The sequence below is a fragment of the Streptomyces sp. NPDC053427 genome, from assembly GCF_044544985.1.
In the GTDB taxonomy this organism is placed as follows: Bacteria; Actinomycetota; Actinomycetes; order Streptomycetales; family Streptomycetaceae; genus Streptomyces.
Genome location: NZ_JBITYA010000001.1, coordinates 280023 through 304590, shown reverse-complemented (window position 1 = coordinate 304590; position 24568 = coordinate 280023). Strand labels below are relative to the sequence as shown.

General features: G+C 71.2%; 20 protein-coding genes and 1 pseudogene. 11 read left to right on the top strand and 10 right to left on the bottom strand.

Translation table 11 applies throughout. The features are described from left to right. Window positions 1–25: 25 nt before the first annotated feature. From ACIGWZ_RS01200 to ACIGWZ_RS01190, 3 genes are read right to left on the bottom strand one after another with little or no spacing between them, the layout of a single operon-like run. Window positions 26–2161, bottom strand: a complete 2136-nt coding sequence (locus ACIGWZ_RS01200; RefSeq protein ID WP_400059519.1) for a xanthine dehydrogenase family protein molybdopterin-binding subunit — start codon at window positions 2159–2161, stop codon at window positions 26–28. After that, a complete protein-coding gene (locus tag ACIGWZ_RS01195; protein ID WP_400059517.1) occupies window positions 2158–3150 on the bottom strand; it encodes an FAD binding domain-containing protein in 993 nt (330 codons plus the stop codon). Before ACIGWZ_RS01195 ends, ACIGWZ_RS01200 begins: the two co-directional genes overlap by 4 nt. Then, complete coding sequence (locus ACIGWZ_RS01190) at window positions 3147–3728, bottom strand: 2Fe-2S iron-sulfur cluster-binding protein (protein WP_400059515.1); 582 nt, start codon at window positions 3726–3728, stop codon at window positions 3147–3149. Before ACIGWZ_RS01190 ends, ACIGWZ_RS01195 begins: the two co-directional genes overlap by 4 nt. A gap of 373 nt (window positions 3729–4101) precedes the next feature. Between ACIGWZ_RS01190 and ACIGWZ_RS01185 the strand changes: the two genes are divergently transcribed. Together ACIGWZ_RS01185 and ACIGWZ_RS01180 are read left to right on the top strand one after the other, a co-directional pair. Beyond that, entirely contained in the window at window positions 4102–4680 is a 579-nt protein-coding gene (locus ACIGWZ_RS01185) for a TetR/AcrR family transcriptional regulator (RefSeq protein WP_400059513.1), read from the top strand. A 470-nt stretch (window positions 4681–5150) separates the two neighbouring features. Next, window positions 5151–5909, top strand: a complete 759-nt coding sequence (locus tag ACIGWZ_RS01180) for a CAP domain-containing protein (protein ID WP_400059511.1) — start codon at window positions 5151–5153, stop codon at window positions 5907–5909. Window positions 5910–6012: 103 nt separating this feature from the next. Here the strand turns inward: ACIGWZ_RS01180 and ACIGWZ_RS01175 are convergent. Further along, window positions 6013–6344 (bottom strand): annotated as a pseudogene (locus ACIGWZ_RS01175) (hypothetical protein); the annotation flags it as partial. A 422-nt stretch (window positions 6345–6766) separates the two neighbouring features. Here ACIGWZ_RS01175 and ACIGWZ_RS01170 point away from each other — a divergent pair. From ACIGWZ_RS01170 to ACIGWZ_RS01155, 4 genes are all read left to right on the top strand, one after another. Beyond that, window positions 6767–7411, top strand: coding sequence for a TetR/AcrR family transcriptional regulator (locus tag ACIGWZ_RS01170; RefSeq protein WP_400059509.1), 645 nt, complete (start codon window positions 6767–6769; stop codon window positions 7409–7411). After that, window positions 7408–8121 (top strand): VC0807 family protein, encoded by a 714-nt coding sequence (locus tag ACIGWZ_RS01165; RefSeq protein ID WP_400059507.1) that lies wholly within the window; start codon window positions 7408–7410, stop codon window positions 8119–8121. Before ACIGWZ_RS01170 ends, ACIGWZ_RS01165 begins: the two co-directional genes overlap by 4 nt. 65 nt (window positions 8122–8186) lie before the next feature. Beyond that, on the top strand, window positions 8187–8876 hold the full coding sequence (locus ACIGWZ_RS01160; protein ID WP_400059505.1) for a VOC family protein: 690 nt from the start codon (window positions 8187–8189) through the stop codon (window positions 8874–8876). A 159-nt stretch (window positions 8877–9035) separates the two neighbouring features. Then, window positions 9036–10646: an FAD-dependent monooxygenase gene (locus ACIGWZ_RS01155; RefSeq protein WP_400059503.1), complete on the top strand. Its 1611-nt coding sequence runs from the start codon at window positions 9036–9038 to the stop codon at window positions 10644–10646. A 215-nt stretch (window positions 10647–10861) separates the two neighbouring features. On the opposite strand, the gene ACIGWZ_RS01150 is transcribed toward ACIGWZ_RS01155, so the two are convergent. Continuing rightward, a complete protein-coding gene (locus ACIGWZ_RS01150) occupies window positions 10862–12052 on the bottom strand; it encodes a PucR family transcriptional regulator (RefSeq protein WP_400059501.1) in 1191 nt (396 codons plus the stop codon). 386 nt (window positions 12053–12438) lie between these two features. On the opposite strand from ACIGWZ_RS01150, the gene ACIGWZ_RS01145 reads away from it, so the two are divergent. Next, window positions 12439–13266 (top strand): SGNH/GDSL hydrolase family protein, encoded by an 828-nt coding sequence (locus ACIGWZ_RS01145; RefSeq protein ID WP_400059499.1) that lies wholly within the window; start codon window positions 12439–12441, stop codon window positions 13264–13266. Window positions 13267–13402: 136 nt separating this feature from the next. Here ACIGWZ_RS01145 and ACIGWZ_RS01140 read toward each other — a convergent pair whose 3' ends face one another. The 5 genes from ACIGWZ_RS01140 to ACIGWZ_RS01120 are packed head-to-tail and all read right to left on the bottom strand — an operon-like array spanning window position 13403 to window position 19300. Further along, on the bottom strand, window positions 13403–14800 hold the full coding sequence (locus ACIGWZ_RS01140; protein WP_400059497.1) for an MATE family efflux transporter: 1398 nt from the start codon (window positions 14798–14800) through the stop codon (window positions 13403–13405). 8 nt (window positions 14801–14808) lie between these two features. Further along, the gene (locus tag ACIGWZ_RS01135; RefSeq protein ID WP_400059495.1) at window positions 14809–15834 is read right to left on the bottom strand and encodes a cysteine synthase family protein; all 1026 of its coding nucleotides are present in this window, start codon (window positions 15832–15834) and stop codon (window positions 14809–14811) included. A 25-nt stretch (window positions 15835–15859) separates the two neighbouring features. Continuing rightward, window positions 15860–17236, bottom strand: coding sequence for a Y4yA family PLP-dependent enzyme (locus ACIGWZ_RS01130; protein WP_400060757.1), 1377 nt, complete (start codon window positions 17234–17236; stop codon window positions 15860–15862). Between the two features lie 20 nt (window positions 17237–17256). Further along, complete coding sequence (locus tag ACIGWZ_RS01125) at window positions 17257–18282, bottom strand: ornithine cyclodeaminase family protein (protein ID WP_400059493.1); 1026 nt, start codon at window positions 18280–18282, stop codon at window positions 17257–17259. A 22-nt stretch (window positions 18283–18304) separates the two neighbouring features. Further along, window positions 18305–19300, bottom strand: coding sequence for a TauD/TfdA family dioxygenase (locus ACIGWZ_RS01120; RefSeq protein WP_400059490.1), 996 nt, complete (start codon window positions 19298–19300; stop codon window positions 18305–18307). Between the two features lie 334 nt (window positions 19301–19634). Here ACIGWZ_RS01120 and ACIGWZ_RS01115 point away from each other — a divergent pair, with 334 nt between their 5' ends. From ACIGWZ_RS01115 to ACIGWZ_RS01100, 4 genes are read left to right on the top strand one after another with little or no spacing between them, the layout of a single operon-like run. Continuing rightward, a complete protein-coding gene (locus ACIGWZ_RS01115) occupies window positions 19635–21179 on the top strand; it encodes an ABC transporter substrate-binding protein (protein WP_400059488.1) in 1545 nt (514 codons plus the stop codon). Continuing rightward, a complete protein-coding gene (locus tag ACIGWZ_RS01110) occupies window positions 21164–22186 on the top strand; it encodes an ABC transporter permease (protein ID WP_400060756.1) in 1023 nt (340 codons plus the stop codon). The genes ACIGWZ_RS01115 and ACIGWZ_RS01110 overlap by 16 nt, the downstream gene beginning before the upstream one ends. Then, window positions 22183–23028 carry an ABC transporter permease gene (locus tag ACIGWZ_RS01105; protein WP_400059486.1) on the top strand — a complete coding sequence of 282 codons (846 nt, stop codon included), beginning with the start codon at window positions 22183–22185 and terminating at the stop codon, window positions 23026–23028. Before ACIGWZ_RS01110 ends, ACIGWZ_RS01105 begins: the two co-directional genes overlap by 4 nt. Further along, complete coding sequence (locus tag ACIGWZ_RS01100) at window positions 23025–24509, top strand: ABC transporter ATP-binding protein (RefSeq protein ID WP_400059484.1); 1485 nt, start codon at window positions 23025–23027, stop codon at window positions 24507–24509. The genes ACIGWZ_RS01105 and ACIGWZ_RS01100 overlap by 4 nt, the downstream gene beginning before the upstream one ends. Window positions 24510–24568 lie beyond the last annotated feature (59 nt).

The following is a 24568-nucleotide window of genomic DNA, read 5'->3' as shown; positions in this document are numbered from 1 at the left end:
GCCGGCGGCGGTACGGCGGACGGGCTCAGCCGGTCCGGTCGGCCCCGCCGTCGGCCGTGAGGACACGGTCGGGCCGGATCGGCAGGTGCCGGTGGCGTACACCGGTGGCGTGCCAGACCGCGTTGGCGATCGCCGCCGCGGCACCCACGATCCCGATCTCGCCGATCCCCTTGATGCCGACCGGGTCGTCCTCGTCCGGGTCGTCCACCCAGTCCGCCTCGATGAGCGGTACGTCGGCGTTCGCGGCGAAGTGATAGCTCGCGAAGTCCGCGCCGACGTGGCCGCCCGACGCCTGGTCCCGGATCGCCTCCTCATGCAGCGCCATGGAAAGACCCCAGGTCATGCCGCCGATGAACTGGCTTCGGGCGGTCAGGGGGTTGATGATCCGGCCCGTGGCGAAGATGCCGAGCATCCGCCGCACACGGATCTCACCGCTGGTGACATCCACCGCGACCTCGGCGAACTGCGCCCCGAAGGAGTGCCGTTCCTTCTGCGTGAGCTCGCCGATGGCCTGGCTGGTGTCCGACCGTGCGGTGATTCCCTGCGGCGGAATGTCACCGCCCAGGGCCAGTTGCTCCCGCAGATCGCGCACCGCGACCGTGACCGCCCAGGCCCAGGAGCGGGTGCCCATCGAGCCGCCCGCGATCATCGCCGGGCCGAAGTCGCTGTCGGCGATGCGCACATGGACGCGTTCCGGTGCCACCTCGAGCGCGTCCGCGGCGATCAGGGTGAGCGCGGTCCGCGCCCCCGTCCCGACATCCGCCGCGGTGATCCGCACGGTGAACGTGCCGTCGGCCTCCGCCGTCACGGCGGCCGTGGCCGGGCCGACAAGCACCGGGAAGGTGGCCGCGGCGGTGCCGGTCCCGATCAGCCAGCGTCCTTCGCGACGCAGGCCGGGACGCGGGTCCCGGTCCGCCCAGCCGAATCTGCGGGCGCCTTCCTCGAAGCAGGCCAGCAGATTGCGGCTGGCGAACGGCAGCCCGGAGACGGGCCCCACCTCCGGTTCGTTGCGGGCCCGCAGCGCGATCGGGTCCATGTCGCACTTCTCGGCGAGTTCGTCGAGCGCGGACTCGAGGGCGAACGAGCCGGGCGCCTCACCGGGCGCGCGCACAAAGGTCGGGGTGGGCACGTCGAGGCGTACGACGCGGTTGACGGTGTGGTGCGCGTCGGCGTCGTACAGGGGGCGCGCGAACCCGGCGCTCTGCTCGACGAATTCATGGACGGTCGATGTGAGGTTCTGCGCCTGGTGGTCGAGCGCGCGCAGCCGCCCGTCGGCGTCGGCCCCGAGCCTGACCCGCTGCGCGGTGGGGCTGCGGTAGCCGACGAGCGAGAACGTCTGCCGGCGGGTCAGTACGACCCTGACGGGGCGGTGGAGGACGGTCGCCGCCATCACGGCGAGGATCTGGTGCACCCGTACGCCCTTGGAGCCGAAGGCGCCGCCGACGTGTTCGGAGCGCACCCGCACCGAGGCCGGGTCGAGGGAGAACAGCTTTGCCAGCTCGTCCGCAACCCAGGTGCTCCCCTGGTTGGAGTCGACGACCTCCAGGCGGCCGCTGTCCCAGCGCGCCATCGCGGCGTGCGGTTCCATCGCGCAGTGGTGCTCTTCGGGCGTGGTGTACTCGGCGTCCACGACATGGGCGGACGCGGCGAGTTCGGTCTCCAGGGCGCCCTTCTCCGTGCGCATGCTGGCGGCGTCCGGTAGGTACGTACCGGGGCGTCCGGCGGAGAACGCGACGTCGTGCGGCTCCTCGTCGTAGTGGACCACCAGCGCCTCGGCGGCCTCCCTGGCCTGCTCGGACGTCTCGGCGACGACCAGCGCCACCGGCCAGCCCACGAACGGCACCTGGTCGTGCTGGAAGACCTCGACGATCGGGTCGGGCCGCCCCAGCAGGCCCTGGTAGTCCCCGTCGACGCGGGGCGCGTTGCCGTGATGCAGGACGGTCAGGACGCCGGGCATCGCGCGGACCGGGGCGGACTCGACCGAGCGGATACGGCCGCGGGCGATCGTGGACAGCACCAGCCAGCCGTGGGCGAGTTCGGCGAACGGAATCTCGCCTGCGTAGCGGGCCGCGCCGGTGACCTTGGCCAGACCCTCGATACGGGTGTGCGCCGTGCCGACGACCCCCGTCACCGGGAGGTGTCCCGTTGTCGCCGTGGTCATCGGGCGGCCTCCTCGGTGAGCTCGGTCAGCATGGCTACGACGAGGTTGCGCATCAGCGTCACCTTGTATCCGTTGTGGGGCAGCGGCTCGGCGGCCGCCAGTTCGGCGTCCGCGGCGGCGGCGAACGCGGCGGCGGTGGCCGGTCCCCCGGTCAGCACCCGCTCGGCCTCCAGGGCCCGCCACGGCCGGGACGCGACCGCCCCGAAGGCGAGGCGCACGTCGTGTACGGCGCCGTCCCGGACGTCGAGGGCGGCGGCGATCGAGCCGATCGCGAACGCATACGACGCGCGCTCGCGCACCTTGCGGTAGCGGGAGACGGCGGCGACCGGCGCCGGCGGCAGGGTGATGCCGGTGATCAGCGCGCCGGGCGGCAGCGCGGTCTCCAGATGCGGGGTGTCGCCCACGGGCAGGTAGAACTCCGCGAGCGGCAACTCCCCCGGCCCGTCCGCCGTTTCGTAGCGGACGACGGCATCGAAGGCGGCCAGCGCCACCCCCATGTCCGAGGGGTGGACGGCCACGCAGTGCGCGGAGGCGCCGAGGATCGCGTGGTTGTGGTGCTCGCCCTCGATGGCGGGGCAGCCACTGCCGGGGACGCGCTTGTTGCACGGCTTGGTCAGGTCGGCGAAGTAGCCGCAGCGCGTCCGCTGGAGCAGATTGCCGCCGACCGTGGCCATATTGCGCAGCTGGCCCGATGCGCCGGCCAGGACGGCCTGCGCCAACGCCGGGTAGCGGAGCCGGACTTCGGGATGCGCGGCGAGATCGCTGTTGGTGACGGTCGCGCCGATGCGCAGCCCGCCGTCATCCGTGGACTCGATCCGGTCCAGGGGGAGTTCCCGTACGTCGATGAGCAGCGCGGGCCGCTCCACGCCGGCCTTCATCAGGTCGACGAGGTTGGTGCCACCGCCGAGGAAGCGCGCCTCGGGTTCGGCGCCGAGCAGCGCGACCGCGCCGGGGACGTCGAGCACGCGCTGATAGCCGAATTCCTTCATGCCGCTTTCTCCTCCGCCTTCTCCGCCGCCGTCTCCTGCGCGTTCGCAGCCTCGGCCTGCGCCGCCTGCGCGACCGCCTGCACGATCGACACATACGCGCCACAGCGGCACAGGTTGCCGCTCATCCGCTCCCTGATCTCGTCGGCGGTCAGCGGCGGGATCTCCGCGTCGGGCCGCACATCGGCGGTGGCGGCGCTCGGCCAGCCCGCCGCGTGCTCCTCGATCACCGCAATGGCCGAACAGATCTGCCCCGGTGTGCAGTAGCCGCACTGGTAGCCGTCGAGATCGAGGAATGCCTGCTGCACGGGATGCAGCCGCTCACCGTCCGCCACGCCCTCGATCGTGGTGATTTCACGCCCCTCGGCGGCCACCGCGAGCTGGAGGCAGGAGACGGCCCGGCGCCCGTCGAGCAGCACCGTGCAAGCGCCGCACTGGCCCTGGTCGCAGCCCTTCTTCGTGCCGGTCAGATCGAGGTGCTCGCGCAGCGCGTCGAGCAGGGTCGTGCGGTGGTCGACGGGCAGCGCATGCTTCTCGCCGTTGATGTTCAAGGTGATGGCGCTGGACGTCGATAGGGCCATGATCAGCCTTCTTTCGCGTATGTAAGGCGCGGCGGGCGGCGGGGCGCGAGCCCGATGCCTGTGTGGCCGACCGAGAGGTCGAGCGATCCCCGGCACGCGGGAGCGAGCGGTCGATCGGGACGATCCCGGCGGACGGATCGGGAGGAGGTGGCGCTGTGCGTAGTGGCGTCAGCTGGGGCGCCGACGGCGTGTGCGGTGGGCGAAATTCCGGTTGCGGTGGCCGCCGCCCATCCACACCGGCCGGATCTGCCGCTATGGTGAGCCTAAGCGGACAACTGTCCGTTAGCTTGAACCTACCGGACAGTTGTCCGGTTAGCAAGACCGGACCGGCCCCGATTCCGGATTCCGGCCGTGATGTCCGGAAGGAGGACGAGTGCAGAAAAGGAAAGACGCACCGCTGCGCTCGGACGCGCAACGGAATCGCGAGCGCATCCTGGAAGTGGCACTGGCGGAGCTGACGGGCTCGGCCGACGCCCCGCTGAGCGCGATCGCCAAGAAGGCAGGCGTCGGACAAGGGACGTTCTACCGCCACTTCCCCAATCGCGAGTCGCTGGTGCTGGAGGTCTACCGCTACGAGGTCCAGCAGGTCTGCGACACCGCGGCCCAGCTGCTCGAGACCCGCGCACCCGACCAGGCGCTGCGGGAGTGGATGGACCGCCTCACCCAGTACGCCATGGCCAAGGCCGGTCTGGCCGACGCGATGCGCAAGGCCACAAGCGGCTGCGGCGGCCTGGCCGCCGTGGGACGCGGCCCGCTGACCTCGGCCGTCGCCCTCCTCCTCGAGGCGAACGAGGAGTCCGGCACCATCCGCCCGGGAGTGACCCCCGACGACTTCATGCTCGCCATCGCCGGCCTCTGGCAGATCGATCCGCACGGGGAGTGGCAGTCCCGCGCCGGACGGCTCCTGGACCTCGTCATGGACGGACTGCGCGCCGGCGCCCCCGGACGATGAGCGACGCGGGCCGGCACGGGGCAGCGCACCCGGCGGCAACTCCATGACCACCAGCCGTCCGCCGTCCGCCGTCCGCCGTCCGCGTACCGGAGCCCCCGGGACACAGGGGCGCAATCCACACTCCTGTGACATCCGCCATAAGGGAACCCGGCGACAACTATCTCGAATAGTAGTTGAGGCCACCGGCGGCAAATGGGATTTGTCCGTCTTGATGGAGAAAAAGCGCCGGGACGGCGGGACGGCATTCGACTGGCCCGGCATCATTGCCCGCGCATTCGGCGCATAAGGATTTCTGACGGGGCGCCAGCAATTCACAGAAGATCCATACTTCCGGCAGCACGCACACACGCCCATGGCAAGAGCCGCGTCCTGCTACTAAGCGACCTAGTATTCGGCGTTTCTTGCTCTGTTCGGCGGCGGTCCCAAGAATGACGACCCCACGGCATCCCCGCAGCTCAGTGAGGTCACGCATGACGCAGCACCGCAGAAAGCGGCCATACCGGAAAATAACCATCGCCGCCGTCGCCGTAGGCGCCGTGGCCGTGCCCACCGCCGCCATGGCGTGTCTGAACGGGTCGGGGGACGAGGGCGGTAAGGGCCACGACCAGTGGAAGAGTGCCTCCGTCCGGCACCACCACCGGTCGGGAGAGCACACCTGGAGTCCGGAGCCGACCGCGAAGGTGACGCATAAGCCGAAGGCCACGCATAAGCCGAAGGCAGCACATAAACCGAAGGCGCCCGCCCCGTCTCCGAGTTCCTCGAAATCCGCCGCCCCGGCTGCACCCGCCGCGCCGGCCTCACCCGCCGCCCCGGCTGCATCCACCGCTCCGGCTTCGACGTCCGCTCCGGCATCAAATTCCGCGGCCCGCATTCTGGAACTCGTCAACAGCGAACGCAGCAAGGTCGGATGCTCGCCGCTGACCCTGAATGCGAAGCTGACCAAGGCCGCGCAAGATCACAGCAAGGACATGGCGGATCACCGGAACATGTCCCACACCGGCTCCGACGGTTCGGCTCCGGGTGACCGGATCACACGGGCCGGCTACAGCTGGAGCGCATACGGCGAGAACGTCGCCTATGGCTATTCCACTCCCGAGAGCGTGATGAAGGGCTGGATGTCCAGCCCCGGCCACAAGCGCAACATCCTTGACTGTTCTTTCAAGGAGATCGGCGTGGGTCTCGCGCAGCCCGGTGACTACTGGACGCAGGACTTCGGTACGGCGCGATAGCCGCCGGCCGCACGCCGCCAGGCGGCGCGGTGGCGCAGTGGCCCGGCGGCGCGGCGGCCCGGCGGCCCGGCGAGGTCATGCCGCCTCATCGGATCCGACGGGATCAGCCGACCGCCCGGTCGACCTCGATGGCCAGGTGGCGTGGGCCGCGCAGGACCGGGCTGCGCCGGTACGGAGGCGGGTCCTCGGTCAGGCGGGGATCGCCGAGGTGCCGGAGCAGCCCGGTCAGCGCGATCCGGGTCTCCAGGCGGGCGAGCGGTGTGGCAGAAAATGGACCGGGGGCTCGTAACGCAGCAGCTCCTCCACTGCCGACGGCATCAGCGCGGGGTCCATGCTCTCCAGCGGCGTGAGCTGCCCGCCCGCGCCGTCGCCGCCGACGAACGCGGAGAGCCTGTCGTCGGCCGGCTCGGCGCGGCGCTTCTCGGCGAGTCCCCCTGCCGCGTCACCTTCTCCTCGCGGAGCTCGGCGCAGAGCGGATAGGGGTCGGCGCGGCGGGCGTATTCGGTGCCACCCCCACCCCCACCGCCTCCTTTCCTGATGCCGATCGAGGCGCGGCGCAGGCGGCGGTGGGCCGTCGGAGCGTCCACGGAAGGCGGAGCGGCCGCCCCGGACAGCCGTCAGCCGCGGGAAGGAGAGGGCGGCACCTTCCCGTGCCGGGACTCGCCTCGTCCCCACCTTCGCGACGCCACTCCCCACCGCGGTGACCAGCGCGTCCCCAACAGGCCTGCCGCGTCAACAGGCCTGCCGCGTCGGCCGCATGCCCGGTGCGGGGCGCGGGCACCCGCACCGCACCGAACCGCGGGCGATCGCGCCGCACCGTCTTGCTCGACCGAGCAAACCGCGCTACTTTCTTGCTCATGCAAGCAAGAAACAGCACGGGCAAGCAAAAGGGAGAGCGCAAGGCCAGGTCCTCCTTCACGGAGACGGGCCGCCGCGCCCAGATCGTCGCCGCGGCGATCGACGTCATCGCGGAGGTCGGGTACCACCGGGCCTCGTTCGCGAAGATCGCGGAGCGCGCCGGGCTGAGCAGCACAGGGATGATCTCGTACCACTTCGACGGGCGGGACGACCTGATGCGCGAGGCCGTCGCCGAGGTGATGCGGCTCGCGGAGGGGTACATCCGCCCCCGTATCGAGGCCCACGAGAGCTACGCGGCCCGCCTGCGCGCCTCCATCGAGGGCAACCTCGACCTGTTCGCCGAGTACCCGAACCACCTCTCGGCGGTGGTCGAGATCCTCTCCAACCTCCGCGGCGGCGATCCCGGCATGGTCACCTTCCTCGACGCGACGGAGGCGAACCTCGCCGTCCAGGTGGAGCAGCTCCGCAAGGCGCAGCGCGCGGGCGAGTTCTGCGACTTCGACCCGTGGGTGATGATGCGGGCGATCCGCGCCGCCATCGACGACGTGGTCCGCCGCGCCACCCACGATCCCGCATTCGATGTACGGGCCGCCGGCCGGGAGCTGGCGGACCTGTTCGACCGCGCCACCAGAAGGACGTCATGACCGCAGCGGACACGGGGGTACCCGCCATGGCAACGCACCCGGCACCACGAACCGACACGGACGGGGCCGCCGCGGCGACCGCCCGACGCCGCACGAGGGCGCTGCGCCGTCGGCTCGCCGCGCAGCTGCTCTTCGAGCTCGTCCTCCCGCTCGGCTCCTATTACGGCCTGCGCGCGGCCGGCGTCGGCCAGTGGCTCTCGATGGTCGTCGGCGGCGTGCTGCTGCTGCCGTGGATCGGCTACGGCATCGTGCGGCAGCGGCGCGTGGAAGCGATGGCGGTGTTCACGCTGAGCCTGGTGGTGGTCGGAACGCTGCTGACCCTGATCACCGGCAGCCCGCGGGTGATCATGATCCGGGACAGCTGGCTGACCGCCGCGATCGGAATCTGGGTGCTCGGCACGCTGCTCACCCGGCGTCCGTTCATCATGACGGCCTCGCGGGGCATCGTCATCGCCAAGGTCGGCGAGGCCGGACTGGTCGAATGGGAGGCGCGGTGGGACACGGAGCCGACGTTCCGTCACCATCTGCGGCTGGTCACGGCGGTGTGGGGCGCGGTCTTCCTGCTCGACGCGGTGCTGCGGGTGGTGCTGGCGTACACGATCCCGGTGGACTCCTTCCCGCTCACCAGCACCCTGCTCTGGCTGGCGATGCTCGGCGGGCTGCTCACATGGCACAACTGGTACCTCACCCGGCACGGCATGAAGCTCTAGGCGAGTAGTTCCGGAGTGCTGGATGGCCGAAGGGGGCTGTCGGACCTGCACGCTACGTTGATCGCATGACCTCCGTAGAGAGCAAGACCGGGCGCATCAGGCCGCAGCAGTTCCACGAGACCGGCGGCACGGAGGACTGGCGTGTCGTGGGCGAGGGAGCCTGTGCGTACTTCCGCACCGGGTCGTTCGCGGTGGGAGCGCAGTTCGTGCAGGCGATGAGCGAGATGCCGGGACTCGGGGACGAACACCCGGACGTCGACCTGCGGCAGGAGGGTGTGATCGTCCGTCTGATCACGGTTACGGGCGACTACTACGGGCTGACTGAACGGCACATCGAGTTGGCCCGACAGGTCTCGGCAGTCGCCCGCTCTCTTGGTATACCCGCTGACCCGTCATCCGTGCAGACCGTCCAGGTCACCATCGATGCCCTTGCGGGTCCCGACGTAGTGGCGTTCTGGCGTGCCCTGCTCGGCTATCAGGACCGCGCGGACAGCAGCGAGGACCTGATCGACCCGCTTCGCCGGGGGGCGCCGTTCTACTTCCAGCAGATGGACGCACCGCGCCCTCAGCGCAACCGGGTCCACGTCGACGTGTGGGTGCCCTATGACCAGGCCGAGGAGCGGATAGCCGCCGCGCTCGCGGCCGGTGGCCGTCTGGTGAACGATGCCGACGCACCATCGAACTGGGTACTGGCCGACCTCGAGGGCAACGAGGCATGCGTGGGCGTGGCCGGTCCGCCCACTGGCCGCCCGTAGGGGGCATGGTGCAAGGGGCCGGCTGAGCACGAGACTCGAAAGTACGGCTTCCGTGCTGTTCGAGGGCCAACTGCCCTTCAGACAAAAAGATCTTGAGCGCTCTCACAGTGGCGCCGAACAGGCCGACACCATTCGGAACTACTCGTCCAGGGGGAAGCTGTGGACACCGCATTCGAGGTGCTGATCGCGGGGGCGGGCCCGACCGGCCTGCTGCTCGCCAACGAGCTGGGCCTGGCCGGGGTGCGGACGGCCGTCGTGGAGCGGCTGCCGCACCGCAGCGGCCAGTCCAAGGCGCTCAATCTGCAGCCGCGCACCGCCGAGGTGCTGGACTGCCGAGGCTGGCTGGAGCCGGTCCTGGACCGGTCGCTGGCCCTCCTTCCGGCCGGCCATTTCGCCGGACTGCCGCTCGACTACGGCGCGCTGGACACCGCGTTCCCGCACCAGGTCGGTATCCCGCAGGCCCGGGTCGAGGAGTTCCTGGAGGACCACCTCGCCGCGTACGGCGTCCCGGTACTGCGGGGCCGGGAGCTGACGTCGTTCCGGCAGGACGCGGACGGCGTCACCAGCACCCTCCTCGGGTCCGACGGGGCCGAGTGCACCGTCCGGGCCGGGTACCTGGTGGGTGCGGACGGCGGGCGCAGCACGGTGCGCCGCATCCTGGGCACGCCCTTCCCGGGGCGGGACGGCCGGGTCGGCATGGCCGTCGCCGACGTGGAACTGGCCGAAATCGAAGTGGCCGATGACGAACTCGCCGCCGCGGAAACCGAATCCGGCGGTCCGGGCGAGACCTGGCGCCTCCCCGACCTCACTCCGAACCCCGCGGGCGTCGCCTTCCTGGTCCCGCTCGGCGACGGCGTGCACCGGCTGATCCTCGGCGGACCCGAGCAGCAGGGCGTCGACCGCGACGCCCCGGTCACCGCGGACGAGGTGCGCGCGGCGCTGGCCCGCTGCCCCGGCCCGCCGCGTGAACTGCGCGCCGTCCGCTGGGCGTCCCGCTTCACCGACGCCTCCCGGCAGGCCGAGCGGTACGCCGACGGCCGGGTGCTGCTGGCCGGTGACGCCGCCCATGTCCACGCCCCCGCCGGCGGGCAGGGCCTCAACCTCGGCATGCAGGACGCGTTCAACCTGGGCTGGAAGCTGGCCGCCGTGACCCAAGGACGGGCCCCGGACGGGCTGCTGGCCACCTATCACGCCGAGCGGCACCCGGTCGGCGCCCGGGTGCTGGCCAACACCCGCGCCCAGATGGTGCTGACGCTCCCCGACCCGGACGCCGTGCTGGTGCGCGACCTGCTCGCCGACCTGCTCACCACGCCGGAGGCCAACCACCGCGTGGCCGCCATGATCGCCGGTACGGACATCCGCTACCCGATGCCCGGCGCGCCGGATCACCCGCTGCTGGGGGCGCGGGCACCCGGCATCCGGCTGCCGTCCGGTCGCGGAGCCCTGCTGGCCGACGCCACGTCGGCGGTCGCCGCCGCGGCGGACGGTTGGACGGACCGAATCGACCGTCTCGGCCCCCTCGACCGTCTCGACCGTCTCGACCGTCTCGACCGTCTCGACCGTCTCGACCGTCTCGACCGTCTCGACCGCGAGCCTGCGGCCGACGGCGGCGAAGCGGTGCTGGTCCGCCCGGACGGGCACGTCTGCTGGGCCGGCCGGAAGGACGACGCGGACGGCCTGCGCGCCGCCCTCACCCGTTGGTTCGGTGCGCCCCGTACCCCGACCGGACGCGGCGGCGGACCGAGCAGAGCCGTTGACGCACGGGGCTGACCAGCCAGGAAGCCCCACCGCCGATGACGTTCCGCCGGCCACCCGCACCGGCCGGGTCCGCGGCTCCTCCCCCACCCCTCATCTCCCCGTGCGCAGTCCACGGAGGAAGAAGGGTGTAGCAGCGAAGAGTTGGCCTCGTCGCTGCAACGCCCGTAGGGATCGTGGTGAGCGTGCACGGCGACGATCGGCGGCAGAGGCAACGGGGCGGCGACGTCCTACTCTCCGGGGGTCAGCCGCAGCGCATGCAACGCCACGGCGAGGTCGGCCACCGCGCGAGGATCGCGCAGCGAACGCCCCGTCAGCTCCTCCAGTCTGTGCAGCCGGTAGCGGACGGTGTTGCGGTGGCAGTACAGGAGCCCCGCCGCGGCGGCCGCCGAGCCGCCCGCCGCGAACCAGCACTCCAGGGTCTCCAGCAGGCGGTCCCGCTCGCCGGCCGGGAGCCGCAGTACGCCTTCGAGGACGGCGCGGGCGATCCGTCCGGCCTCGTCCGGAGCCGCGGCCACCAGCAGCGCGGCCGGGCTGTTGTCGAATCGTGCGATGCCCGTGGGCCGGCCGCGTGCGCCGGTGAGCGCCAGGCGGGCGAGCCGGAGGGCCCTGGGGGTCTCCCGTAGGTCGCGGTACGGGGGGCTGATGCCTACGCGGACGGTGAGCGCTCGCTCCAGGACGCTCAGCACCGCATCATCGGCTCCCGGATGCTGGACGGCGACCACGCCGACGTGCAGGTCCGGCAGCAGGCGCCAGGCCGACCGCAGGTGTTCGGCGAGGAGGCGTGCCTCGATTCCGGGCAGCGCCTCCCGGCCGGGTCCGGGCACCTCGGCGGCGACCACGACATAGGGCCCGCCGGTCGGCAGGCGCAGGACATCGGCCGCTTCCCAGAGGGTCGTGCGGTCGGTGAGCAGGCCGGTGAACAGGGCCTCGACCATGGCCGACCGTTCCCGCTCGCGTTGCAGCACCAGCTCGGAGACCTCCTCACGGTACGCATCGCTGGCCGACGCGGCGAGGCCTCCGTTCACCCACCACGCGGCCAGGGCCATGATCGTTTCGGCGGTGAGGCCCTCGGCGGAACGGGCCTCGGCGGCGATCGCGGTCCACAGCACCTCGGCCCCGACGCGATAGGCGTGCAGGACCTCGGCCAGCGGGGTTCCCTGACGCGCCCGTTCGCGGCCGGTCTCCTGGGCCGGCGCCATGTCCCCGCTGCCGCCGTGCACGAGCCGCTGGAGCACCTGCTCGCAGTTGCGTTGACACGATGCGGCCAACTCCCCGAAGGAGACGTGCTCGTCACCTCGGTAGTACGTCACCTGGGCTCGTATACGGCGGGCCATCCGTGCGCCCAGTTCCTCGCTGCGGGTCAGCAACAAGGCCGCGATGGGGGCGATTTCGGCGGGTGCGTCGGGCGTCCGGCTCATGCCCGCAGGCTACAAAGGGCCGAACGGAAGCGGGGCCGCATTGTGCCCTGGGACAACAGAGGCGGGTGTGGTGCTGTGCGTCGGCACATGGCCCGTGCGGTATCCGACCGCCACGATACGAGGACGTTACCGGCCGGTATCGGACCGTATTCCCTCGTACTGCCTCCCCAGGAGGAATCGTGCCCAGAGCCGCAACAACACGCACCACAAGCACCATTGGTACTGCCGGTACTGCCGGTACTGGCAGTACTGGCAGTACTGGCAGTACTGGCAGTACTGGCAGTACTGGCAGTACTGCCGATATCGGCGACGCCGTACGCATCCCCGGCGTCCGGAAATATGCGACCGTCCTGACCGGCGCCGCGCTCCTCGCCTCCACCCTCACCATGGCCACCACCCGAGCCTCCGCACATGCCGCGGCCCCGGCCGGGACCGGGACCGGGAAATACGTGGCCCTCGGCGATTCCTACGCCGCCGGGGCAGGCGTCCCCGCGCAATCCGCGGGCCTGTGCCTGCGCTCGGACCACAATTACGGCCACCTCGTCGCCGCGGCCCTCTCCCCGTCCTCGTACATGGACAAGACCTGCGCCGGCGCCAAGGTGAGGGCGCTCACCACGTCCCAGACCGACGTCGGGATCGTCGTCAACGGCCCCCAGCTCGACGCCGTCACGCCCGATACGTCCCTGGTCACCCTCACGCTCGGCGGCAACGACCTCGGCACCTCCGACGTCGGCTTCGTCGACGTCGTGGTCGCCTGCTCGGCCCTGGCCGTGACCGGTCCCTTCGGATCGCCCTGCCGGGACTTCTACGGCGACACGCTCAGCAAGCGGCTCGACTCGGCGGCGGGGCAGCTGGCCGACGGTCTCCGCAAGCTGTCCGCCAAGGCTCCCCAGGCCAAGGTGGTGGTCGTCGGCTACCCGTCGGTGCTCCCCGACGACCCGACGAAGTGCTTCGGCAAGATGCCCGTCACGACCGGCGATCTCCGCTTCCTGCGTTCCGTCCTCGGCGAGCTCAACGACAAGGTGGCCAAGACCACCGCCGCGGCGGGCGCCACATACGTCGACACCCTCGGTCCGACCAAGGGCCACGACAGCTGTTCCGCGTCCCCCTGGATCGAGGGTCTCCTGCCGACCTCGCCCGCCGCGCCGCTGCACCCCAACGCCGTGGGCGAACGTGCCATGGCCCAGGCGGTGCTGAAGGCCCTGGGCCGCTGAACCGCCTGACCGCCACCACCGTCACCCGTTGGCGCGCGCCGCCCCGCCGGTCTCCTCCGGCGGGGCGGCGCGCTGCGCAGGGTGCGGCCGGCCGCGGCATGGTGCCGCGGCGCCCGGCCATGGGGACGAGATCGGTTCAGGCTGCGGGGACGGGTTCGGAAGAGGCGAACCGGGCGGTCAGCGCGGTGTTGTAGCGGCGCAGCAGGAGGACGGCGGTGACCGCGAGACCGGTGAGCAGACCGAGCCAGATGCCGAGCGTGTCGAGGTGGAGTGCGTAGGCGAAGAGCCAGGCGGCCGGCAGCCCGACGAGCCAGTATCCGATCAGGGTGATGCGGAATCCGCTCTTGGTGTCGTCCAGTCCGCGCAGCAGGCCGACGCCGATGTTCTGGGCGCAGTCGAAGAATTGCAGGACCATGGTCACCAGCAGCAGGTGGGTGGCGATGGAGACGGCCTCGCTGTCGCCGCCTTCGAAGAAGGGGGCCAGCACCAGCTTCGGGGCGGCGACGTAGAGCACGGCCACCACGGCCATGACGGCTGCGGCGCAGGCCAGGGCGGTGTTCTTGATGCGCAGGGCGTCCTTGGGGCGGTCCAGGGCGATCTCGCGGCTGACGTTGATCGAGGCCGCGTGGGAGAGACCGACGGCGACCTGGAAGACGATGTAGACGAGTTGGTTGACGGCGGTGTGGGCGGCCAGGGCGGCGCTGCCGAAGGAGCCGGCCATCAGGGCGGTGACGGAGAAGAAGCCGGCCTCCGAGCCGTAGGTCGCCGCGATCGGGATGCCCAGCCGGAGCAGCCGACGGATCGTGGCCGGGTCCGCCTTGGCGATGTTGAGACTGAGCAGCGGCGCGAGGACGGGGTCCCGGCGGGTGAAGACGTACAGCGCCAGGAGGGTCAGCAGGTGGACCAGGGAGGTGGCGACGCCGATGCCGGGCAGGCCCAGTTTCGGCAGGCCCCAGGTGCCGTGGATGAACACCCAGTTGATCCCGGCGTTGACGGCGACGGAGGCGAGGGTGATCTGCAGCAGGGCCTGGGGGCGCCGCATGCCGACGGTGAACTGGCGGATGGCCTGGAACCACAGGCAGGGCAGCAGTCCCGGGGCCAGGGCCAGCAGCATGTGCTGGGCATTGGCCGCCACGCCCGGCTCCTGACCGAGCAGCGGCAGGGCCTGGCCGATCAGCAGCATCACCGCGGCGCCGACCACCCCGGCGAGGGTGGCCAGGGCCAGGCTCGCCCTGACGAGGGAGCGGACCTCGTCGTCGCCGGCCTGTGCAGCGGCGTCCTGCGTGGTCTCCGCGCGGGCGGAGGCGGCGGCTATCTGGTTGCCGACGGAGGTGATCAGTCCGACGCCCATGGTGCGCAGCTGGTTGAAGAGGACGATGGCCAGTCCCCCCGCCGCCAGGTCGGCGGCGCCGAGCATGCCCATCATCACGGTATCGGTGGTCGTCAGCGCCACCTGCGCCAGCTGCGTGAGGACCAAGGGGACGGCGAGGGTGGCCAGGGCGCGACTGTCGCGAAGGAGGGTGGTCAGCGGCATGGTGAGTATCAAATCCTGCGGAGTTTGGTGATCTTCTCGTCGATCTCGCGCTCCATGGCGGGATCGACCAGGTTGCGGGCGCTCATCCAGTCGTCGTTGAAGACGGTGTCCATGTACTTCTCCCCGCCGTCATTGATCAGGGCGACCATAGTGGTGCCCGGCGGGACGCAGGACAGGCGGGTCAGGGCCTCGTAGACGACTCCGCCGGCCGAACCGCCGATCAGCAGTCCGGTCCGGGCCACGGCGCGGGCGGTGGCGAAGGCTTCGATGTCGCCGACCTTGACGCCCTCGTCGATGAGGTCGAAGTCGACGAGCGCGCCGATCTCGGCGCCTTCGGGGGTGCCGGTCCCGGACTGGTAGTAGTCGTGGGCGGGGCCGCCGAAGGCGATGGAGCCCTTGGGCTCGACGCCGATGGTGGTGAAGTCGGGGTGGAGTTTGCGCAGCTCGCGGGTGGTGCCGCAGAGCATGCCGCCGGTGCCCACCGCGCCGATCACGACGTCGATGTCGCCGTCGAGGGCCTGGTGGAGTTCGTGGGCGACGGGGAAGTAGCCGACCCCGTTGGCGGGGTTGTTGTGCTGTTCGGTGAAGATCGTGTTGTCGTGGCCGCGGGCCATGTCCTCGGCGAGTTCCTCGCGGGCGGCGGTGGCCAGTTCCTCGGTGCCGTCGTCGACGACGTAGACGAGTTCGGTGCCCAGGGCTTTCATGCCGCGCAGTTTGTCGGCGGCGGCGTGGTGGTCGACGACGGCGGTGAAGGTGTAGCCGCGCTCGGCCGCGATGACGGCCAGGCCCAGGCCGGTGTTGCCGGAGGTCGATTCGATGATGCGGCCGCCCGGGCGCAGCGCGCCGTCCTGCTCGGCGGCGTCGATCATCGCGCGGGCCATGCGGATCTTGGCGGTGCCGGTCGGGTTGTACATCTCCAGCTTGAGCAGCAGGCGGCTGCCGGTCTCGGTACGGCACAGCTCCAGCAGCGGGGTGCGGCCGATGAGGTCGGATATGCGGGAGACCACGGCGGGGCGCGCGAGGGCCTCGTTCATGGGACGACTCCTGGCGTGTTGAAGGTCAGCGTGCGGGGCGGCGGTCGAGCCGCCAGCGCGGGCGTTCGCCCAGGTGGTCCACGCCCAGGCGGTCGATGACGACCTTGGAGGGCAGCGGCAGGTCGTGGAAGGGCGACTCGTTGGAGTCCATCTGGTAGCCGGCCGTGTTCGGGTAGACCAGGAGGTCCCCTCCGCGCGGGCGTGCGGGGAAGGGGACCTTGCGCCAGGTGACCATGTCCGATTCCAGGCAGGACGCGCCCCCCACACAGGCCGGGTGCACCTCACCGGTGTGCGCGCCATGGTCTCGGCCGGAAGGCGTCACCAGCTGCGGGTCGGGGAGGTATTCGCTGTTGAACCACTGCTCGGACAGGCTCAGGCTGGTCCCGTCGACGGTGACGATGCGGTACCCGGCACGCTCCTTGACACCCTGGATGCGAAAGACGGTCGAGCCGGCTCCCGCCAGGAGAGCGCGGCCGGGCTCCGTCATCAGCAGCGTGCCGGTGTCCGTCAGCCGTGCCGCGAGTGTGTCCCGTCCGCCCTGAGGAACCGTGGCCAGGATGGCGCGCAGGGCGTCGGCCCCGGCAACGGGAGAGTGGTACGGGTAGAAGTCCCCGGTCCGGAATGCCTTCTTCGCGTGGTAATGCTCGGGCTTCTGCTCGGCGAGGAAGGTGTGCCAGTGGTCGGCCGCGCTGTAGTCGACGGCGAAGCCGCCGCCGATGCTGATCCGGTCGGCCTGAAGGCCCAGGACGCGGGCCTTGAGGCAGAGGTCGACGAGTTCGCCGGCGAGGTCGGCGCGCGGCTGGATGGCGTAGCCGGACAGGTGGAAGCTGAAGCCCTCCATCCGGACCGCGTCCCCGGCGCGTACGCAGCGGTCCAGGGCCGTCTCCAGCTCGGCGTCGTTCATGCCGAAGCGGCTGTGCGGCTGGGCGGAGGGCAGGCGGCGCAGCAGCAGCCGGGCCGGGCGGATCGTGCCGGTCAGCGCGAGCGTGATGAGCAGGTCGAGTTCGTCGAGAGCATCCACCGCGACCAGAGCGCCCTGGAGGACGGCCAGCCGCAGCAGTTCGTCGCTCTTGGCGGGGCCGGTGACGACGATGTTCTCGCCGCGCACCCCGTGCCCGAGTGCTTCGCGCAGTTCCGGCGCGCTGGCCACGTCCACGCCCGCCTGGTGGGCGGCGCACCGCTCTGTCCACACGGCCGCCTTGTTGGCCTTCTTCGCGTAGTACACCCGTCCCTCCACACCGGCGTCGTGCAGGGCGGTGCGGAATGCGGCGAGGTTGGCGTCGAAGCGGTGCGGCAGCAGGAAGTGGAAGGGGCCGCCGAAGGCGTAGGACAGCTCGTGCAGCATGCCGCTGTCCAGGATCCGGTCGGTGTCCGGGTCCGGGTGGGCGGGGAGGGTCGGCATCGTGAGGGCCGGGACGTCGGTCACTGCCACAGCGGCACCTGCACTCCCAGGCCCTGGTCGAGGGCGAGTTGGGCGAAGCGGTGGCCGAGCGCGATGTCGGTGACGACGAGTCCGCTGTTGTAGGCGAAGATGCGCTCCTGCGCCGAGCGGCGGCCCGCGGTGATGCCGGCGATGACGGGCGGGAATTCGGTGTCGACGGCCGGGAAGTCGCCGTTGTCATCGGCCATGTCGGTGCCGGTGACCTTCATCTGTGCCTCGCTGGTGGCCACGACGCGGTCGGCGCGGTGGAGGGTGGAGGGCGCCAGCCCGTGGCCCACGAGGATCGACAGCGCTCCGGGCTTGAGCCAGCCGGCCTCGACGGCAGCCGGGGTGTGCGCGCCCGCGGTGGCGACGAGGATGTCGGCATCGGCCGCCGCGGCCCGCAGGTCGGTGACGATCTCCACGTCCCGCTGAGGGAAATGGGTGCGCAATTCCCCGCGTACCGCGGCGATGCCGTCGGAGTGGGTGCCGAACAACATGAGCCGGTCCAGGTCCGGAAGCGTCGTCAGCAGGAACGGCAGAGCGAGCCGCCCCTGGGTTCCGGTGCCGATGACCAGGGCGCTGCGGGCGCCGGGCCGGGCGCACTCGCGGGCGAGCAGGGCGGAGACGGCCGGGGTGCGCAGCGAGCCGATACGGCCGCAGTCCATCATGGCGACGGGCAGGCCGGTGACGTCGTCGTAGAGGGTCAGCGCGGTGTAGTAGTGCTGCTCCTCGCGGCCCTTGTCGAGCCCGTGCTTGTACGACGTCTTGATCGCCACGACATCGCGGGAGCCGTCCCGGCCGAGCATGGCGTAGGAGACCGAGTGCCCGTCCTCGGGCTTGACGGTCAGCTTGCGCGGGTTGTCGGACTTTCCCGCGTGGAGGGTGCGGTAGGCGCCCTCGACGGTGGCGACGACGTCGGCCAGGGAGATGTCGATCCCGGCCAGGTCGCTGGTGGACAGAATGCGCAGGGTCTTGTCGTCGGCGGATCGGGAGTGGGCCTCGTCGGCCACGGTTATCTCGGTCATCTGTGTCCTCGGTGACGGGTCGTCAGGCGGCGTGGGCTTCGATGGCGGCCTGACCGTAGCCGTGCTCGTCGGCCTCGGCCAGGGGGCGTGTGCGGCGCGCGGGGACACGTACGGAGGCACGCTTGAGCCAGCGGTCGGTGCCGTCGTAGCGGGCCCGGAAGGGGACGCGGCCGTGGACGACGAGGTCGTTGTCGACGACCAGGACCTCACCGGGGCTCAGGCTCACCGCGCCCGAGACGCGGGCGAGTTCCGCCTCCAGCCGCTCGTAGGCGGCCCGGTGGGCGGGCGAGGCATCGTCGAGCGGCGTGTAGGCGGGGTCGAAGCGAAGGGTCAGCCCGTCCTTGGCGTGGAAGAGCGTCGGGACGCGGGCCGGGGCACCGCCCTCGAAGCCCTGCGCCTCGGCGTAGGCGTCGTCGGGGAGGATCGGCAGCCGTGGCCGGGTGAGCAGCGAGATGTCCGCCTCGGAGAGCCGGACGTGGCGGATGCTGGCCGCCGTGGTGGCGATGTTGTCGTGGTTGCGCATGCAGCCGAGCATCAGGAGGTGGGCGCGGCCGGGGTGGAAGGCGTCCTCGGTGTGCGGGGTGAGCAGCACGGTGCTGCTGGCGCCGGTCTGCTCGTTCTCGTGGCCGGGGGCGGGGACGATGTTGTGCACGAAGCGGCCGTCCTGCTGGCCCTCCCAGGCGATGGGGTTGCCCATGACCGTGGCGAGCAGCAGCATCACGAGGTCGTGAACGGCCCCGCTGTCGCCGGCGGTCCCCCAGCTGGCGGGCGTGGGGCCTATCTCGGTGTCGTCGACCTCCAACCCGCGCAGAACGAACAGGCCGTCGTCGGTGTCGACGGGGCGCAGCTCGTGGCGGATCGGCTCGCTCAGATCGTGGGCCACTTCGGCGACGCGGGCGAGGAGTTCGGGTGACGTGGCCGACGTACCGAATTCGACGAGGATTTTCTCAGCGGCCTGACGAAGTTCCCCAACGCTGGTGGCGTCGAGCTGACGGACGGGTGCGGCTCCCGTGCTCATGTCGAGGTAATCCGTTTCCGTTGAAGGAGGGGGTGGTTCGGTGCGGTGCCGCGCATCCATGTCGCAGCACGCCAAACGGGCCGGAAAGGGAGGGGTATGGGGGTTTTGCTCCGTGCCGGCGTCCAGCGGACATTGGCGAAGGTACCCGCGATTGTTAGGTAAGGCAAACCTAACTTAATTTTCCTACCCTCTGTCCGGTTTCATGGAACCCTCGCCCATAAAGGGCTAGTTGACGTCCATCAATCGAGGTGAACGACGCCGAGCGCCCTTGCGGAAACGGTTGTCATTAGGGTAGGCAAACCTAAGCAATCGAAACTGAGCAGAGCGAGGCAACGTGAACTTCAACAGGCGACAGGTGCTGTGGGCCGGCGGCGGCATAGGCGCGGCCGCGCTGCTGGCCGCCTGCGGGGGCGGCAACGACGCGGCCTCTTCAGGGTCCGGCGGCAAGCCGAGAAAGGGCGGCACTCTCCGCATCGGTGCGCTGGGCCGCTCCTCGGCCCTCACCCGCGATCCGCACGGCAACCAGGGCAACGAGAGCGACTACCTCATCATCGCCCTCGTCTACGACACCCTCACCGCTCCCGGCCTCAAGGACAACGCCGTCGGCCGCCTGGCCACCTCCTTCAAGCCGTCGAAGGACCTCAAGACCTGGCGCTTCACCGTCGCCAAGGGCGCGACCTTCCACGACGGCACCCCGGTCACCGCCGACGACGTGGTCTGGTCGCTGCGCCGCCTGCGCAACACCCCCGCCGGAGCGGCCCGGCTGCCCGGCATCAAGGCGGACCACATCACGGCCGAGGGCAAGGACACCGTCGTCCTCGTCTCCGACTTCGCCAACGCCGAACTCCCCATGCTCACCCGGCTGTCGACGTTCATCATGAAGAAGAACACCCCCGACAAGGAGATCGCCAAGGCGCCCGGCACCGGCCCCTTCAAGCTCGACTGGTACCGCGGCGGCAACGCCCGCCTGCTGCGCAACGACCACTGGCACGGCGGCACGGTCCACCTCGACGCCATCGAGGTCACCATGTTCGAAAGCCCCCAGGCCATGGCGAACGCCATGATGTCCGGCCAGATCGACGTCGCCTCCAACGCCGGCGCCGTCGCCGCCCGGACCGCTGACGCCCGCAAGGACATCACCGTCATCCGCCGCCCCAACGACATGGCCATGCCGATCGTCATGCGCACCTCCGACGGCCCGTTCGCCGACCCCAAGGTCCGCGAAGCCATGAAGCTCGTGGTGGACCGCAAGGTGATGGTCAAGCAGGTCCTGTCCGGGTACGGCACGGTCGCCAACGACATCCTCGGCACCGGCGACCCCGACTACGCCAAGAGCATCCCGCAGCGCCACCGCGACCTGGCCAAGGCCAAAAAGCTGCTCAAGGAAGCCGGGTTCGACTTCTCCAAGACCTACGAGCTGGTCACCACCGAGGACATCTCCGGGCTCGCCGAGTCCGCCACGCTGTTCGCCTCCCAGGCCCGCGAGGCCGGCATCAAGGTCAAGGTCGTCAAGCAGGAATCCGGCACCTTCTACCAGAAGACCTGGCTCAAGGGCGACTTCTACACCAACTACTGGGGCACCAACGACTCCGTGGTGTTCTTCGCCTCCAAGACGATGACCACCGGTGCCGGCCAGAACGAAGCCGACTGGTCCGACAAGGGCTTCGACGCCGCTTACCACAAGGTCATCGCCACCGCCGAGCCCAAGGCCCGCGCCGCCGCCCTGCGCGACCTCCAGCAGATCGAGTACGACAGGTCCGGCTACCTGCTGTGGGGCATGGCGGACGGCATCGACCTGGCCGCGCCCAAGGTCCGCGGTCTGCCGAAGCTCCCCGGCTACGGGCGCGTCCAGCTCGAGAACGTCTGGCTGGCGCAGTGACCGACACCACCACGCCTCCAGCCGAGGCCGCCACGCAGCCCGTGGCGGCCTCGGCCGCGCGGCAGGCGGGCACCCTCGTCCTGCGCCTCGGCGCAGTACTGGGCAAACGTCTCCTGATGCTGGTGATCCTGCTCGCGGTGGTGTTCGCGGCGATCGATCTGCTCCCCGGCGACGCGGCCTCGGCCACCTCCGAACGGGGTGAAGGCGCCGCCGGTATCGCGGCCCGGCGGCATCTGCTCGGCCTGGACCGGCCGGTGTGGGAACGCTTCTGGGACTGGATCACCGCGCTGCCCACCGGCGACCTCGGCACCTCCGCCCGCGGTGAACGCGTCACCGACCTGCTCGCCGCCCCCCTGCCCAACACCATCCTGCTGGGCACCATCGCCTTCGTCCTCACCGTCATCGCGGCGCTGGCCCTCGGCGTCTGGGCCGCCGCCCGCCCCAAGGGCACCGTCGACCGGGTCGTCGATCTGACCTCCACGGCGGCCTTCGCGCTGCCCGAATTCGTGGTCTCCATCGGTCTGTTGCTGCTGCTGTCCCTGTGGACCGGCTGGCTGCCCGCGGCCACCGTGACCGGCGCCGACGGCGGACCCGCGACATGGACGATGCTGATCATGCCGGTGCTCGCCCTCGTCGTCCCGCAGACCGGCTGGAACACCCGCATCGTCCGCGCCGCCCTCGCCGACCAGGCGGCGACCCCGCACGTCGAGGCCGCCCACCTGGACGGCCTGCCCGTCCGGCGGGTGCTGCTGCGGCACGCCCTGCCGGGGGCCTGGCCCGCCATCGCCACCGGCATCGCCACCTCCACCGGCATGCTGCTCGGCGGAACGGTCGTGGTGGAGACCCTCTTCAACTACCCGGGCATCGGCACCGTGCTGGCCGGAGCCGTCTCCGACCGGGACACCCCCGTCATCGCCGCCGTCGTCGCCTGCGCGGCCGCCCTCATCACCGCCGTCCTCCTCCTCGCCGACCTCGTCCGCGCCCGCACCCTGGGAGCCCGCTCATGACCGCCACCGCGGTCCTCGACCAGCGGGCCGCACGCCGCCCCTGGCCACGGATCCTCCTGCCCGTCCTCCCCGCCGTCCTGCTCGTCCTGGTCGCGGTGCTGGGGCCGCTGCTGGCCGCGCACCCCATCGACAAACCCGTCACCGCTCCCTACGGCGAAGCGGGCACGGACGCCGTCCTGGGGGGCGACCAGCTCGGACGCGATGTGCTCAGCCGACTCCTGCACGGCGGCAGCGCCCTGATCGGCAGCGCCCTGACCGTGGCGGTCGTCGTCACGCTGCTGGCCACGCTGCTCGGCTGCTTCGCCGTCCTCAGCCCCCGGCTCGGGCGGCTGGTGGAACGCATCGCCGACACCGCCATCCTCCTGCCACCGGTCCTGGGCATCATGCTCCTCGCCCTGGCCTGGCCCGGCGGCGGCCGCCTGGCCATCACTCTCGCCGCCATCGTCCTGGGCGTTCCCTACGCGGTGCGCATCGTGGCCAGTGCGGCCGCGCCGCTCGCCACCGCGGGGTTCATCGAGGCGGCCATCGCCAGCGGCGAGGGCACCGCGCACCTGGCCCTGCGCGAGATCCTGCCCAACCTCCGCGCCACGATCCTGGCCCTGTTCGGCCTGCGCTTCGTCGACGCCGTGTACGTCATCTCCATGGCCGGCTTCCTCCAGCTCGGCCCCCAACCACCGGAAGCCGACTGGGCATTGATGATCCGAGAGAACGGGCCCGGCATCCTCCTCAACTCCTGGGCGGTCGTCGCCCCCGCGCTTGCCATCGGCCTGCTCGCCATCAGCGTCAACCTCGCCGCCAACGCACTGGCACCCGCCACCGCACGCAAGGCGGCGCTGCGATGACCACCACCGGACGTCCCGCACCCACCCCTCAGGACCTGCACGTGAACTCGTCCGACGCGACGCCGCCCGTCTCGGTCAGCGACCTCGAAATCCGCCTGACCAACGGCCCCACCCTGCTGAACACCGTCAGCATGAGCCTGCAACCGGGCAAGATCGCCGCCCTCACCGGACCCTCGGGGTCCGGCAAGACGACCCTCCTGAGGGCCCTCGTCGGAGACCTCCCCCACGATGCCGAGGTCGCCGCGGGCACCGTCCGGATCCTCGGACAGGACGTCTTCGCACTCACCCCTGACGCCCTGCGCGCCCTGCGCCGCCACCGCATCGCCTACGTCGGCCAGGACCCCGGCTCCGCCCTCAACCCCCGTATGACCGCGGCGCAATTGATCACGGAAGTCGCCACCGACCCCGCACCCAACGCGGTCACGGCACTCATGAGCGAATGCCGTCTCCCCGACGCACTCGCCCACCACCGCCCCGGCGCCCTGTCCGGAGGGCAGCAACGCCGCGTCGCCCTGGCCCGCGCCCTGGCCCGGCAGCCCGACATCCTCCTGCTCGACGAACCCACCGCCGGACTCGACGCCACCCTGCGCGACGAGATCGTCGACCTGCTGCGCCGGCTCGCCACCGGCCGCGGCATCACCGTCATCCTCGCCTGCCACGACCCTCAGGTCGTCGACGCCTGCGCCGACACCGTCACCACCCTCACCTCACCCGCCGCACCGAAACCGCGAGCCGCCCTGCGGAAGACCGCCCCCTCCCCCACTGCCACCACCGACGGACTGCGCGCCACACGGTTGGACGTCGCCTTCACCCACCGCGGTCACACCCACCAGGCCCTGGACTCCGTGGACTTCCACGCGCCGGTCGGCACCGCCACCGGCATCACCGGCCCTTCCGGATCCGGCAAGACCACCCTCCTGCGTACCCTGGCCGGCCTGCAGAAGGCCGACGCCGGCGCCCTCACCTGGAACGGACACCCGCTCCCCGCGCACGTCCGCCGGCGCAGCCGCGAACAGCAACGGTGCATCCAGCTCGTCCCGCAGAACCCGCTCGGCGCCCTCAATCCCACCCGCACCATCGGCGCATCCCTCACGCGCCCCCTGCAACTGCACCGGACGGTCGGCAAGCCCCACATGCCCGTCAGGGTCCGCGAACTCCTCGACGACGTCGGCCTGCCCGCCGACTTCGCCGACCGCTACCCCCACGAACTCTCCGGCGGCCAGCGCCAACGCGCCTCCATAGCCCGGGCCCTCGCCACCGAACCCGACCTCCTGCTCTGCGACGAAGTCACCTCGGCGCTCGACCCGTCCACGGCCGCCGCGATCCTGGAACTCCTCACCCGCCTGCGAACGGAACGCGGGCTCACCCTCGTCCTCGTCAGCCACGAGCTCGACCTCATCACCACCTACACCGACCGCGTCCACCTGCTGGACCAGGGACGCATCTCCGACTCCGGCCGCCTCGAACGCCTCAGCCGGTAGTCCCGCTCACCCGGGCGCTCGAGGGCGGAGCTGCGTCGGGGACGGTGTCGGGTCCCCGG